Origin of the sequence: Virgibacillus sp. W0430, from assembly GCF_051846935.1 — a bacterium.
In the GTDB taxonomy this organism is placed as follows: domain Bacteria; phylum Bacillota; class Bacilli; order Bacillales; family Amphibacillaceae; genus JBPYCR01.
Window position 1 is genome coordinate 1 of record NZ_JBPYCS010000045.1, and the last position, 14076, is coordinate 14076.

Sequence of the window (14076 nt, forward strand, 5' to 3'; positions counted from 1 at the left end):
CACACCGCTGGTGTACCAGTTGTTCCGCCAGGAGCATAGCTGGGTAGCTACGTGTGGCAAGGATAAGTGCTGAAAGCATCTAAGCATGAAGCCCGCCTCAAGATGAGACTTCCCATCACTTCGAGTGAGTAAGATCCCTCAGAGACGATGAGGTTGATAGGTCCGAGGTGGAAGCGTGGTGACACGTGAAGCTGACGGATACTAATAGATCGAGGACTTAACTAACTATTTTTGGCTGATGATGCCCATTGATGAAAACAATTCTTATTTAGTTTTCAAGGTATGAATCAAAACCCTTGACTTTTCCTGAAAAACATTTATAATAGGAAATGTCGCTAAAAAAGTACACGATTAACAAAAGAACAACGGTCTGGTAGTTATAGCGGAGAGGTCACACCTGTTCCCATACCGAACACAGCAGTTAAGCTCTCCAGCGCCGATGGTAGTTGAGGCTTTGCCTCTGCAAGAGTAGGACGCCGCCAGGCCGAGCAATAAAATACCAACTTATATTATAGAGTGGAACGATAGGTACTAGTTCTGCTAAGTAAACAATGTATGTTTTCAAAAAGAAACACCAACTAATTGTATATCTATCATACCGCGGGGTGGAGCAGTCTGGCAGCTCGTTGGGCTCATAACCCAAAGGTCGCAAGTTCAAATCTTGCCCCCGCAACCAATTTAATTATACATAACATGTATGTTATGTAATAAATATAAACGGTCCGGTAGTTCAGTTGGTTAGAATGCCAGCCTGTCACGCTGGAGGTCGCGGGTTCGAGTCCCGTCCGGATCGCCATTTCATACCATATAGTAACTATTAAGCACATGATTCCATATACGGAGATCATGTTTTTTTATGCCTTTATATATTCTACTGCTGGACTGCATGTTTGTAGAAAGAGTGCTCTATCTCAATGCCAGGCTCTTCTTTATTGTATTGCAGGTTTAAGTGTAAATGAAAGAGAAATAAACAAGTCACATTTTATGTTTATAGAAATTAAGAAGATTAATCGTAGTATAAAGCACGACTCCGTCTTACAAAGGAGCGAGATAAATAAATTACCTCGTTCGTCTACACTAATTCATCTATCTATCACTAATCTTTTTCTTTTCCTGTCCTTTTTGCTATCATGATTATATTAGTTAAAAGGGATGGTGTATCTGAATGGATGAATTCTCCTTTATTAACTCAATAAAGCAAAAATCATATCAGCAATCCACTGTTATTAAAGGGATAGGTGATGATGCGGCAGTAATCCGTCAGCAGTCCAAAGACATTGTTACTGCAGTTGATACATTAGTACATGGTGTTCATTTTTCCACGGAAACGATGCAGCCTTTTCAAGTAGGCTATCGAGCACTTGCAGCAAACATTAGTGATTTGGCAGCAATGGGTGCATCTCCTGCTTTTTATCTTGTTTCGATTACTATACCCGATACACTAGGCGAAAGAGCCTTACAAGATATGTATTCTGGCATGAGACACATAGCCTCCACCTATCAAATGGATCTAATAGGTGGTGATACCGTTTCTGGAAAGGAATGGTCTGTTACAATTACCGTGATTGGTTATGTAGATAAAGGTCGAGCACGCTACCGTAGTTTAGCAGAGGAAAATGATGTCGTCTTTGTAACGGGAACAGTTGGAGATTCACAAGCAGGATTATACATCCTACAGCATTCAGGTAATTATATAAATCAAAACTACTTCATTAACCGACACGTGAAGCCTGAACCGAGGGTGTCATTTGCTCGTGCGCTTCGTAATATACAACGAATGGCATTAAACGATATTAGTGATGGGATTGCTAATGAAGCAGCTGAACTAGCAGAAGCATCAAATGTAGCTCTCATACTTGATTCTGAAAAAATACCGATAAGTCCTTTTCTATCTCAATTTCCATGTGATTTGCAATATAAGTGGAAATTGTTTGGCGGTGAAGATTTTGAATTACTGGGAACTGTCTCAGAAAAGGACTGGTCGCATGTCCAGTTTTGTGCAAAAGAATTGCAGTTACCAGTTACACAAATTGGAAAAGTAGTGCATCGTAAAACAAGTGATGGACACGTTTTCTTAAAACAAAATAAACAACAGGTTCCACTCAATAAGAAGGGGTACACCCATTTAAGAAGGTGATAAAGATGCGAAGTGTTAAAACCGGATCAGAGCAAGAAACAATTAGACTTGCAGCTAAACTAGCGATGTACTTAAAGCCCGGTGACGTACTTACGCTGGAAGGGGATTTAGGTGTTGGTAAAACAACATTTACAAAAGGTATAGCTGAAGGACTAGGAATTAAACGTGTTGTAACAAGTCCTACCTTTACTATTGTAAAGGAATATAAGGGTGAGCTTCCCCTTTATCATATGGATGCATATCGATTAGAGCATTCGGATGAAGATATTGGATTTGAAGAATATTTTTCTGGAAAAGGAATAACGGTTGTAGAATGGGCACAATTTATTGATGAATTTATGCCTGTGGAACGTCTAAATATAAAAATAGATTATGTTAGCGAACATGAACGAATTGTATCTTTTAACCCTGTAGGAATGCACTATAAATTAGCAGTAAATGCGCTTATAGGTTAAAAATCTCTACGTATTTGGTGATAGAAGGAGTCGTTACAAATGAACGTACTGGCAATAGATACATCGAATGAAGTACTTGCTCTTGCATTATTACAAAACGAAGAATTGATCGGACAGTTAAGCACAAAGGTAAATAGAAATCACTCGATACGTTTAATGCCGGCCGTTGTTTCCTTAATGCAAAAGATCGAAATGAAGCCAGAAGAATTAGATAAAATAATTGTAGCGAAAGGGCCTGGTTCTTATACTGGCGTACGAATAGGAGTAACCACTGCGAAGTCATTGGCATGGGCGCTCAAAATTCCTGTTGTTGGTGTATCCAGTTTGGAAGCGTTAGCGTATCAAGGGCTTCTGGCCAATCGTTACATTTGCCCTTTTTTTGACGCACGGAGACAAACTGTATTTACCGGGTTATACAAATGGGAAGAACATCGGATGAAGTTAGTTTATGAGGAAACAAATATGCCAATGAAAAATTGGTTAAGTAAACTTATAGAAATTAATCAACCAATCCTGTTTCTAAGTCCTCATCTTGCCTCATTTAAAGAAATGATTATACAGTACATGGGTGAAAATGCAATAATTCCTAAATCGCCATACCATGTGACGAATGCTACTCATGTTGCCTTGGCAGGGCTTGAAAAAGAACCAGAAGATGTTCATTCATTGACACCAAATTACTTACGTATGGCTGAGGCAGAAGCAAATTGGCTAAAAGCACAGAAGGATGTTCAGTAGAAGTGGCACAACTTGTAATAAGAAAAATGGAATTGGATGATATTAACGAAGTAATGAAAGTAGATGCAGCGTCTTTTTCATCTCCATGGCCTGAGGAAATATTTAAGCAAGAAATTAATACTAATGACCATGCACATTACTTTGTTGCTGTAGTGGATCAGGTCGTTGTTGGATATGCTGGATTATGGATTGTAATAGACGATGCACAAATAACAAATATAGCAATACTTCCAAATTACAGAGGAAATAAAATAGGGGAGAAGCTATTTAAGTTCTCCTGTCAATATGCGTTACAACTTGGCGTGAAACGATTATCGCTAGAAGTACGCGCTTCTAATACCGTTGCACAAAATATGTATCGCAAATTTGGATTAATACCAGGCGGTATCCGTAAAAATTATTATACTGATAATGGCGAAGATGCTGTAATAATGTGGGTGAATTTATTATGAAAAAAGACCAATTTATTTTAGCAATAGAAACGAGCTGCGATGAAACAGCGGTAGCGATCGTTAAAAATGGGAAGGAAGTATTGGCTAATATTGTCGCTTCTCAAATAGATAGCCATAAACGATTTGGTGGAGTTGTTCCTGAAATTGCATCAAGACATCATGTTGAGGAAATCACCATTACATTGGAGGAAGCCTTTCGCGAAGCTCAGCTTGATTGGGACGCTATTGATGCAATTGCTGTAACGGAAGGGCCAGGGCTTGTTGGCGCTTTACTCATTGGAGTAAATGCTGCAAAGGCATTAGCTTTTGCTAAAAATAAACCACTCGTTGGCGTACATCATATTGCCGGTCATATTTATGCGAACCGTTTGGAAAATGAATTTGCCTTTCCTTTACTCGCTTTAATTGTATCTGGTGGTCATACAGAGCTCGTACGTATGAAGGAGCATGGTCATTATGAAGTAATTGGCGAAACTAGAGACGATGCAGCTGGCGAAGCATTTGATAAAGTGGCGCGTATGTTGGATTTACCATATCCAGGTGGCCCACATATCGACCGTTTAGCAGCTGAAGGGAAAGACGAAATTCCGTTTCCACGTGCATGGCTTGAGCAGGGTAGCTTTGACTTTAGCTTTAGTGGCTTGAAGTCTGCTGTTATTAATACGCTTCACAATGCAAAACAACGTGGAGAAAAAATCAATGCGGCAAATATAGCAGCGAGTTTTCAGGCGAGTGTTGTTGAAGTGTTGTCTAAAAAGACGTACGAAGCAGCATTGCATTATGATGTAAAGCAAGTTATCATTGCAGGTGGGGTTGCTGCAAATAAAGGATTACGTACCGCTTTAAATCGCGAATTCGCACAAACAGACATTCCACTCGCTGTACCATCTTTAAAGCTGTGTACCGATAACGCAGCAATGATTGCAGCAGCAGGCAGTGTTGCATTCGAGCAAGGAAGAAGATCTGGTTGGGACTTAAATGCAAACCCTTCGTTGCTTATTAAATAAAGTGTTTGGAATTCAACAGCTAGAGGCGTAACACGAGAGCACGTATTAAGCTACTCATCGAGTAAGCAACTATTGATCCTACTGTTCTTATTAAATCTGGATCACTTTCTTTTTTGTTGTTTCTCTTTCCTCACCAGAACTGCTGTACTTCCAATCGTACAATTTGAATAATTGCACACAACCGTGATTTGATACCTTCTTTTAAATGGTTCATAGCAAAACTTATTTTCTTAATAAAAGTATAACTGTTAATACACGGAACGTATTGCATGTTGCTTACTCTACAAGGGAGACTTGGTGAAGCTATCATGTCCAAAAAACAATCGCATTATATTCAACTGGATTTTGTTATTTTAATCATTCTATTTATCGTCGTCAGCTTGCTCGCTATCTTTAATGCGCAGCAATTGGAACAATATGCTGGAGAAAATTTTGTGTTAAAGCAAACGTTATTTTTTGCAGCCGGAATTGCTGTTCTGGCTGCTATCCAGTTCATTGATTTAGACCAAATATACAAGTCAAGTATTTTTATATACGTATTTGGTGTTTTATTATTAGTTATTTTGCATTTCAGTCCGTCTAGTATTGCAAAAGAAATTAATAATGCGAAAAGCTGGTTTACAGCAATACCTGGTTTTACTTTACAGCCATCTGAATTTACTAAAATTGCCCTAATTATCTTATTGGCCGCACTAATTAGTAAGCATAAAGAAAAATATGTACAAAATTCGCTTAAAAGTGACGTTTTACTTATTGTGAAAATTGTTGTTATTACAATTATCCCTGTAGTATTTATTTTAGAACAGCCTGACTTAGGATCATCCGTTGTATTTCTTTTTATAGCTGGAGTGTTGATTATCTTGTCGGGCATCGATTGGAAAATCATCGTATTATTAGTCCTAGGCAGTGTTGCTGCACTTGCTTTATCAATCTTACTTATAGTTAATTTTCCCGAGTTATCTCAAACAATATTAGGAATTAAACCGTATCAAATTGACCGGGTTCTCACGTGGTTTGATCCGTCTCAACAAACAGGCGACGATCGATTCCAAATTGATCGCTCCCTGTTAGCGGTAGGTTCTGGTCAACTAATGGGGAAAGGAATGTCTAGTTTACAAGTATACTTACCAGAAGCACAAACAGACTTTATTTTTTCTGTTATCGGAGAAAGCTTCGGTTTTATTGGCGGAGCTGCCGTTATATTGTTGTATTTTCTTTTAATGTATAAGCTTGTAACGCTCGGATTAAAAAGCTACAAGTTTAGTGTATTTGGCTCGTTTCTATGCTTCGGTTTTATGAGCTTGCTGCTTATCCATGCCTTTCAAAATATAGGTATGACAATTGGAATTATGCCGATAACAGGTATACCTCTTTTACTAATTAGCTATGGAGGCAGTTCGGTTTTATCGACAATGATCGGGTACGGTCTCGTTTATCGAGTAGCAGTAGAATGCTCAAGACAGGACGATTATCTATTTAAATAAACCCGTTTCTTTTAGTTAGGAACATTTAGGTAAAAATGGATAAAAAGCTTTCTTACCTTGATTGCTCACAGACTATACTCGCTTTGTGCGGGGGGAGGGGATGGTGAGCTTTCCTTTTTTTCTCTCGGTCATCTGAAAACCAATAAACAATAGAGTATCGAAAAAGAGGTCGAACAAGTCCACTTTTATTAGGGGCTTGTTCGACTTCGGTTTTTGTTGCAGACTATTCACTCTTCAAGGATATTTTCCTGAACGGAAGCCCACTCATCCATAAGTTTATCTAGCTTTTCTTTTTCCTTATCTACTTGGATCATTAATGCGTGTGCTTTTTCATGATCTTGGAAAACTTCCGGCTGAGCCATTTGCTTTTCTAGCTCTGTAATTTCTATCTCAACCATTTCAATGTCTTCTTCTAGTTTTTTTGCGAGTCGTTGCTGTTTTCGTTGTTCCCTTTGAAGAGCCTTGTCCTGCTGAAAGGAGAGCTTTCGATCGGTAATCTTTTTCGGCTCGTTCACTTCCGTTTGTTCCAATTGCATAATCTCTATTTCCTCTTGCTGTTTTTCTAAGTAGTAATCATAGTTACCTAGATAGACAGTTGTGCCATCTTGTTTTAATTCAACGACTTGGTCAGCAAGCTTGTTAATAAAATAACGATCATGGGAAACAAATAATATCGTGCCCGGATAATTTAGTAATGCGGCTTCCAGAACTTCTTTACTATCGATATCTAAATGGTTCGTCGGTTCATCTAAAATAAGCAAATTAGCCCGCTGCATCATAAGCTTCGCAAGTGCTAAACGTGCTTTTTCACCACCACTTAATGTTTGGACGTGCTTTAAAACGTCGTCACCAGAAAACAAAAAGTTCCCAAGAACGGTTCGAATATCCTTTTCATTTACAGACGGATATTCGTCCCATAACTCTGCAAGGACCGTTTTGGACGAGGTTAAATCGGCTTGCTCTTGATCATAGTAGCCTATCTGCACGTTTGAACCTAATTGAATCGTTTCTGTTTCATTATTTTTGTTGTCAAGAATAGCTCTTAGAAAGGTTGTTTTTCCTACTCCATTTGCTCCAACAAGTGCAACGCTCTCCCCACGTTGGATGTTTAAGGTAGCATGTTCAAATACAGGCTCTTTCTGGTTGGTATAATAATAGGAAAAATCGTTTACTTTTAAAACATCATTTCCGCTCGTGTGATTAATTTCAAAGGAAAAAGAAGCAGACGATTCCGCACCGAGTGGTCGATCCATTCGCTCCATCCTAGCAAGCTGTTTTCGTCTACTTTGTGCTCTTTTTGTCGTAGATGCGCGAGCAATATTTCTTTGAATAAAATCTTCCATGTTTTTTATTTCTGCTTGTTGCTTTTCATACAGCTTCCATTCCTGTTCAAATGCGGCTGCTTTCATTTCGAGGAATCGGCTATACGTGCCGTAATACTTTTTAGACTGGTTTCGGGACAGCTCATAGACAATGTTTACGGTTTTATCTAGGAAATATCGATCATGCGAGACGATTACAATAGAGCCGCTGTAAGAGTTCAAATATCTTTCTAACCATGTTAACGTTTCAATATCTAAATGGTTTGTCGGCTCATCAAGAATAAGTAAATCTGGGCTTTGTAGTAAGAGCTTCCCTAAAGCGAGTCGTGTTTTTTGACCACCGCTCAACGTATGAATCGGGGTATGATAATCGATGTCTGTAAAGTGAAGCCCAGCTAATACAGCTTTTATTTCCGATTCATACTGATATCCGCCATTTTGTTCAAACGCTTGTTGCTTTTTGTCATAATCGGACAATAAGCTTTTATATGCAGCGGTATCCAACTCCGCCGCTTCTTGCATTTGGTTTTGCAGGCGTTGGAGCTCCTCCTGTTGCTCGATAACATCTTGAAAAACGTCCAGCATTTCATTCCAAATTGTTTTATTCGATTCAAGGCTCGTATGCTGAGGTAAATAACCGACAGATACTTCCTTCGGTTTAATTAGCTCTCCGCTGTCGAAAGCCAACTCCCCACTCATTATTTTCAGCAGAGTGGACTTCCCAGCGCCATTTCGACCTACTATAGCAATTCGATCCTTACGTTTTATATCTAGCTTTATATTCGCTAAAATATCTTCTGCACCAAACGCTTTTGATACATTGTTTAATTGCATAATAATCATATGTTCACCTCTAATTGCTTGGACAATCGTTTGAAATAAAAAGAGTTGCTACGTTTCAGTTTAGCTTCAATTTCATCACCTAGCAATGATAATGGGTTAAATAGTACGTTTTGTGCTCGAATATCTGTTAAAATGGGAATAGACTATTAAACTGGAGATGAACTATATGGCAAAATTCACTCATTTTAATGATCAAGGCAGAGCGCGAATGGTCGATATAAGCAATAAAAATGAGACTGAACGAACAGCGCTGGCACGAACGAGTGTATTTGTAACAAAAGAAATCTATACTAAAATAAATGTTCGATCCATTGAAAAAGGCGATGTCCTCGCCGTTGCACAAGTTGCAGGTATTATGGCGGCAAAAAAAACATCTGAGTGGATACCGATGTGCCATCCGCTTCAACTAAAAGGAGTTGATATTACATTTGATTGGGAAGTAAATGACGATCGCTATGAACTTATTATCCAGGCCTTTGTCAAAACAAAAGGGAGTACTGGCGTTGAAATGGAAGCGTTAACAGCAGCGTCGGCAACAGCCTTGACGATATACGATATGTGTAAGGCGATCGATAAAGGAATGGTAATTGGACAAACATATTTAATAGAGAAAAAAGGTGGTAAATCAGGAGATTATTATCGGGGGGACGATAATCATGAGCAATAAGATTCCACAAGCAACGGCAAAAAGATTGCCATTATACTATCGCTTTTTAAACAATTTGAATTATCAAGGGAAAACACGCGTATCATCCAAAGAATTAAGCGAAGCAGTTAAAGTAGACCCGGCAACGATTAGGAGAGACTTTTCGTACTTTGGGGCATTAGGTAAAAAAGGGTATGGATACAATGTGGAATATTTACTCGGTTTTTTTCGAAAAACGCTTGATCAGGATGAATTGACAGAAGTCGCTTTAATAGGTGTTGGCAATCTTGGAACAGCATTTTTAAACTACAATTTTTTACGTAACAATAATACAAAAATTGTGATTGGCTTTGATACAAATTCCAGTAAGATTGGTACAGAGGTAGCAGGTGTTCCGATCTACCATATCGATCAATTAGAAGAAAAGTTAGGCGATGTTCGAGTCGCTATTTTAACTGTCCCGGCAGTATCTGCAGATGAGATTACAAACACACTCGTTGCTCATGGGATAGATGGCATTTTAAATTTTACGCCTGCACGAATCTCTGTCCCAGATCACGTACGTGTCCATCATATCGATTTATCTGTCGAATTACAGGCGTTGGTTTATTTCTTAAAGCATTATCCACTTCATACATAATTAAAACATCCGGCAATTAGAGCTCCCTTTGCCGGATGTTTTGCATTTTAATCGTTATTTAGTGAGTTACTTATTTCTTTTAGGGAAAAGATACATTTTCATCAATCGTATGCCAACACCGAAGTCAAGCGTTGCAATTAATGTAAGCAAAATTGTTGTAAAGCTCCAGCCTGTATTTTGTGCGCTTTGAATGGCAATATACGTAAATAAAACGCCCATTAATAAATAAACAATCGCCATAATCAAAATAACCAAGCCCCCAATATCGTCATTACCTCTTGTTGCTTTTCAAGCATACGATCCAAGTCTTCTGGATCAAACAGCAGCTGTAAGCTGACCGAAATCGTATTTAAACACATATGAACGATGATCGGAACAATAATTCGTTTTGTTTGTACATATAGAAACGCAAATACAAATCCCATTGACGCATAGATTAATATATGGATCGGCTCGCCATGGATGAAGCCAAAAACAAGTGCCGAAATAATTGCAGCAATAAAGAAATTGGTTCTTTTATATAACGAACCAAAAATAATCTTTCGAAAAATTATTTCTTCCAATATCGGAGCAATTACTGCAGGGATGATAATAAAAATTGGTGCCATTCGTGATATTTCTACAATCATCGCAGTGTTTTCAGAGCCTATCGTAATTCCTAACCATTCTGTTTCGATATAAATAGCTATAAATTGAGCGGTGTAAGCCATGAAAACACCGACAATACTCCATAAGACAATCGAGGAGCTATTGGCAGCATCCCGGGAAGGCATCTGCTTCATATCTGGTTTCATTAAAAATAAAACGATAACCAGTCCAATAATAAAGCTAGCCACACTCCAATAAATAGCAGCGTTCATTTTACTAATCGGTAAGAGAGTGTAAAGTAAAGGTGTAACAATAAATGTAGAAAACTGCATGATAACGTATGTGATAATGACGTACCAATATCGCTTTGCCAAAAAACAACGACTCCTTTAGCATTGTATGTAATTTGAGCGTAAAACTTATCATAAACAAATTGTTTAAAAAAACAAAGGGAAAACGCTATTATGATAGTAGCATATTTCACGAATCATACATATTAGAACGATTTATATTTATTTTTAAAAATTAAAAGATAATGCTTGCATTTTTTATATACATTATTTATCATAATAATTGGTATTAGCACTCAACGTGACTGAGTGCTAATAATGAAAATCCATTATTGAATTAAGGAGGCTGTCACATGATTAAACCACTAGGAGATCGTGTTGTGATTGAGCTTGTCGAGCAAGAGGAAAAGACTGCAAGCGGTATTGTACTTCCAGATTCTGCACAAGAAAAACCTCAAGAAGGTAAAGTAGTTGCAGTTGGTTCCGGTGCAATTGTAAATGGCGAAAGAGTCGCTTTAGAAGTTGCAGAAGGAGACCGTATTATTTTCTCAAAATTTGCAGGTACTGAAGTGAAATATGAAGGTACTGAATACTTAATTCTACGCGAGAATGATATTTTAGCAGTTGTTAACTAAGAAGACAATTGTTTTCGTATTTGTGTGAATAACGCTTATATACTTACCTAACTATTCAAGGAGGTTATTATAAATATGGCTAAAGAAATTAAGTTTAGCGAAGATGCACGTCGTTCTTTACTTAAAGGTGTTGATACGTTAGCGAACGCAGTAAAAGTTACATTAGGACCTAAAGGTCGTAATGTTGTTTTAGATAAAAAATTTGGTTCACCACTCATTACAAATGACGGTGTAACAATTGCAAAAGAAATCGAATTAGAAGATCGTTTCGAAAACATGGGTGCACAGCTCGTATCTGAAGTTGCATCTAAAACAAACGATGTTGCTGGGGACGGTACTACAACAGCTACCGTGTTGGCTCAAGCAATGATTCGCGAAGGTTTGAAAAACGTTACATCTGGAGCAAATCCAGTAGGTATCCGTCGTGGTATTGAAAAAGCAGTTGAAGCGGCAGTTACTGAATTGAAGTCTATTTCCAAGAACATTGAAGATAAAGAATCCATCGCACAGGTTGCAGCAATTTCTTCTGGAGACGATGAAGTTGGTAAGCTAATTGCTGAAGCAATGGAACGCGTTGGTAACGATGGTGTAATTACGATTGAAGAATCAAAAGGCTTCTCTACAGAGCTTGAAGTAGTGGAAGGTATGCAATTTGATCGTGGATACGCTTCACCTTACATGGTTACTGACCAAGATAAAATGGAAGCAGTATTGGAAGATCCGTACATCTTGATTACAGATAAAAAGATCTCCAATATTCAAGAAGTATTGCCAGTACTTGAAAAAGTCGTACAAGAGAGCAAGCCACTTCTTCTAATTGCGGAAGATGTAGAAGGCGAAGCACTTGCAACATTAGTTGTAAACAAACTACGTGGAACATTTAACGCAGTAGCAGTTAAAGCTCCTGGCTTTGGTGACCGTCGTAAAGCAATGCTTGAAGACATCGCTATTTTAACTGGTGGCGAAGTGATTACTGAGGATCTTGGACTTGACCTTAAGAGTACAGAAGTATCTCAGCTCGGTCGCGCATCAAAAGTAGTTGTTTCTAAAGAAAATACGACAATTATTGAAGGCTCAGGTAATCCAGAAGCAATTTCTTCCCGTGTCGCACAAATCCGTGCACAAGCTGAAGAAACAACTTCTGAATTTGATAAAGAAAAACTACAAGAACGTCTAGCTAAGCTAGCTGGCGGCGTTGCAGTTGTTAAAGTTGGAGCTGCAACAGAAACAGAATTAAAAGAGCGTAAGCTACGTATGGAAGACGCACTTAACTCAACACGTGCCGCTGTTGAAGAAGGAATCGTTTCTGGTGGTGGTACTGCACTTGTGAACGTTTACCATAAAGTAGCTGAGTTATCACTTGAAGATGATGAGGCAACTGGTGCAAGCATTGTATTGCGCGCACTAGAAGAACCAGTTCGTCAAATCGCAGAAAACGCTGGACTTGAAGGCTCAATCGTTGTTGAACGTCTAAAAGGTGAAGCAGTTGGCGTTGGTTTCGACGCAGCAAAAGGCGACTGGGTAAACATGATTGACGCTGGTATCGTTGACCCAACAAAAGTTACACGTTCTGCATTACAGCACGCAGCATCTGTTGCATCCATGTTCCTAACTACCGAAGCAGTAGTCGCTGACCTACCTGAAGAAGACGCAGGTGGCGGAATGCCTGACATGGGCGGCATGGGCGGCGGCATGCCGGGTATGATGTAATTAGTCTCTAAACCCTTGATACGACAAGGTTTTATGTAGACTGTCAGCAAAATGCTAACATTTTGCTAACATAGGAAAGATTAATGTAGGCTTCTCATGAGTTGTCCAAACTTGTGAGAAGCCTCTTTTTTCTTTCTGTATTAGCGAATATAAAACCATTATTATACTACCTTAATTTCTATTATTGAATTAAGGATTTTTTAATTGTAGGATGAAATAAACAAAGCGGTATAAAGAAACAAGTAGATATAAGTCGTTTAAGCGGTAGTAGATGAAGTAAGCTCTGAATCAGGCCGAGATAATGTGTGAAAAAAATGATATGATGAAGGTAAGTCGTTGTCGTATGAGGAAATACGAAGGCTGGTCGCGAAATGAGACAATGCGAAAACTACAGAACCAGGGTAGCTTTTCAGGAAATAGTACAACACGAATATAGCAGAATGAATACATATAATTGGAGAGTATCGAAGAAATATGTCGTATGATCCAATGTCAAGTCGATAATATTTTAGAGTTTGATAGAGAAGCAGAATAGTACATATAGGGGGAAATGAAATGAGAACAAAGATTAATGAAGCAATTACAAATGTGTTAAAACAATTCGGTGATAAATACTTTCTCGATCATGTCCTACATAAAAACAAAGTAATTCAAGACTTGGATAACTATAATGAAGAATTACTGGAAGCGTTTATTTCAAACGAAACATTAAAAAGTAACTTCACAATTAATATCGCAGGTAACACTGTTTTACAGACGAATAAACTGCTTGAATTATTTGAAGCTGATGAATACTGGCAAGATTCTTATACGACATATTCCAAGAAAATCGGCTTAACAACAGGTGGTAAATTCATTGATGAATCAACAGACGTTGTACTCGACTTTCCGTATAAAGATACGGTATTAAAAGCTAGTATGAGTAAGGAAGATACGGAAAAATACGATTTACTACGGGAGCAGGGGCCAGCCCCTCCTGCTGAAATAACGCATTGAAGTGTTAAAGTAACCCTTTGAATCTTCCTCTTTCAAACTTTATATAGTTCAATTTTTTAGATTATATTCTCATGGTATTTGCAAAGGCCTCCACTAGTTTTTTGATTAAAGGTGTATCAATTCTATTAAACGG

14 protein-coding genes, 2 tRNA genes and 2 rRNA genes are annotated in these 14076 nt (G+C 38.3%); 15 read left to right on the forward strand and 3 right to left on the reverse strand.

Annotated elements, in window-relative coordinates:
- The 10 genes from ACLIBH_RS13825 to ACLIBH_RS13870 all read left to right on the forward strand — a co-directional run.
- Positions 1-225 (forward strand): 23S ribosomal RNA (locus tag ACLIBH_RS13825); the annotation flags it as partial.
- Positions 226-369: 144 nt separating this feature from the next.
- Positions 370-485: ribosomal RNA gene (gene rrf / locus ACLIBH_RS13830) — 5S ribosomal RNA — on the forward strand.
- Positions 486-599: 114 nt separating this feature from the next.
- Positions 600-676 (forward strand) — tRNA-Met (locus ACLIBH_RS13835).
- Positions 677-719: 43 nt separating this feature from the next.
- Positions 720-796 (forward strand) — tRNA-Asp (locus tag ACLIBH_RS13840).
- Between the two features lie 369 nt (positions 797-1165).
- Positions 1166-2137: a thiamine-phosphate kinase gene (gene thiL, locus ACLIBH_RS13845; protein ID WP_439317302.1), complete on the forward strand. Its 972-nt coding sequence runs from the start codon at positions 1166-1168 to the stop codon at positions 2135-2137.
- A 5-nt stretch (positions 2138-2142) separates the two neighbouring features.
- On the forward strand, positions 2143-2592 hold the full coding sequence (gene tsaE, locus ACLIBH_RS13850; protein ID WP_439317303.1) for a tRNA (adenosine(37)-N6)-threonylcarbamoyltransferase complex ATPase subunit type 1 TsaE: 450 nt from the start codon (positions 2143-2145) through the stop codon (positions 2590-2592).
- A gap of 39 nt (positions 2593-2631) precedes the next feature.
- Positions 2632-3330: a tRNA (adenosine(37)-N6)-threonylcarbamoyltransferase complex dimerization subunit type 1 TsaB gene (gene tsaB, locus ACLIBH_RS13855; RefSeq protein WP_439317304.1), complete on the forward strand. Its 699-nt coding sequence runs from the start codon at positions 2632-2634 to the stop codon at positions 3328-3330.
- A 2-nt stretch (positions 3331-3332) separates the two neighbouring features.
- Positions 3333-3782 carry a ribosomal protein S18-alanine N-acetyltransferase gene (gene rimI / locus ACLIBH_RS13860; protein WP_439317305.1) on the forward strand — a complete coding sequence of 150 codons (450 nt, stop codon included), beginning with the start codon at positions 3333-3335 and terminating at the stop codon, positions 3780-3782.
- The gene (gene tsaD, locus ACLIBH_RS13865; protein WP_439317306.1) at positions 3779-4789 is read left to right on the forward strand and encodes a tRNA (adenosine(37)-N6)-threonylcarbamoyltransferase complex transferase subunit TsaD; all 1011 of its coding nucleotides are present in this window, start codon (positions 3779-3781) and stop codon (positions 4787-4789) included. The genes rimI and tsaD overlap by 4 nt, the downstream gene beginning before the upstream one ends.
- Before the next feature lie 308 nt (positions 4790-5097).
- Positions 5098-6273 (forward strand): FtsW/RodA/SpoVE family cell cycle protein, encoded by a 1176-nt coding sequence (locus ACLIBH_RS13870; RefSeq protein ID WP_439317307.1) that lies wholly within the window; start codon positions 5098-5100, stop codon positions 6271-6273.
- A 227-nt stretch (positions 6274-6500) separates the two neighbouring features.
- Here the strand turns inward: ACLIBH_RS13870 and ACLIBH_RS13875 are convergent, their stop codons facing one another.
- Positions 6501-8438 carry an ABC-F family ATP-binding cassette domain-containing protein gene (locus ACLIBH_RS13875; protein WP_439317308.1) on the reverse strand — a complete coding sequence of 646 codons (1938 nt, stop codon included), beginning with the start codon at positions 8436-8438 and terminating at the stop codon, positions 6501-6503.
- A gap of 166 nt (positions 8439-8604) precedes the next feature.
- Here ACLIBH_RS13875 and moaC point away from each other — a divergent pair, with 166 nt between their 5' ends.
- Both moaC and ACLIBH_RS13885 read left to right on the forward strand, forming a co-directional pair.
- Positions 8605-9105: a cyclic pyranopterin monophosphate synthase MoaC gene (moaC, locus tag ACLIBH_RS13880; protein ID WP_439317309.1), complete on the forward strand. Its 501-nt coding sequence runs from the start codon at positions 8605-8607 to the stop codon at positions 9103-9105.
- Positions 9095-9724, forward strand: coding sequence for a redox-sensing transcriptional repressor Rex (locus ACLIBH_RS13885; RefSeq protein WP_439317310.1), 630 nt, complete (start codon positions 9095-9097; stop codon positions 9722-9724). The genes moaC and ACLIBH_RS13885 overlap by 11 nt, the downstream gene beginning before the upstream one ends.
- A gap of 66 nt (positions 9725-9790) precedes the next feature.
- On the opposite strand, the gene ACLIBH_RS13890 is transcribed toward ACLIBH_RS13885, so the two are convergent.
- Together ACLIBH_RS13890 and ACLIBH_RS13895 are read right to left on the reverse strand one after the other, a co-directional pair.
- On the reverse strand, positions 9791-9964 hold the full coding sequence (locus ACLIBH_RS13890; protein ID WP_439317315.1) for a YdiK family protein: 174 nt from the start codon (positions 9962-9964) through the stop codon (positions 9791-9793).
- A gap of 2 nt (positions 9965-9966) precedes the next feature.
- The gene (locus ACLIBH_RS13895) at positions 9967-10686 is read right to left on the reverse strand and encodes a lysostaphin resistance A-like protein (RefSeq protein ID WP_439317311.1); all 720 of its coding nucleotides are present in this window, start codon (positions 10684-10686) and stop codon (positions 9967-9969) included.
- 269 nt (positions 10687-10955) lie between these two features.
- Between ACLIBH_RS13895 and groES the strand changes: the two genes are divergently transcribed.
- The 3 genes from groES to ACLIBH_RS13910 all read left to right on the forward strand — a co-directional run bounded on the left by groES (position 10956) and on the right by ACLIBH_RS13910 (position 13943).
- Positions 10956-11237, forward strand: coding sequence for a co-chaperone GroES (gene groES, locus ACLIBH_RS13900; RefSeq protein ID WP_439317312.1), 282 nt, complete (start codon positions 10956-10958; stop codon positions 11235-11237).
- A 75-nt stretch (positions 11238-11312) separates the two neighbouring features.
- On the forward strand, positions 11313-12947 hold the full coding sequence (gene groL / locus ACLIBH_RS13905) for a chaperonin GroEL (protein WP_439317313.1): 1635 nt from the start codon (positions 11313-11315) through the stop codon (positions 12945-12947).
- 555 nt (positions 12948-13502) lie between these two features.
- Positions 13503-13943 carry a site-specific DNA-methyltransferase gene (locus ACLIBH_RS13910; RefSeq protein WP_439317314.1) on the forward strand — a complete coding sequence of 147 codons (441 nt, stop codon included), beginning with the start codon at positions 13503-13505 and terminating at the stop codon, positions 13941-13943.
- Positions 13944-14076 lie beyond the last annotated feature (133 nt).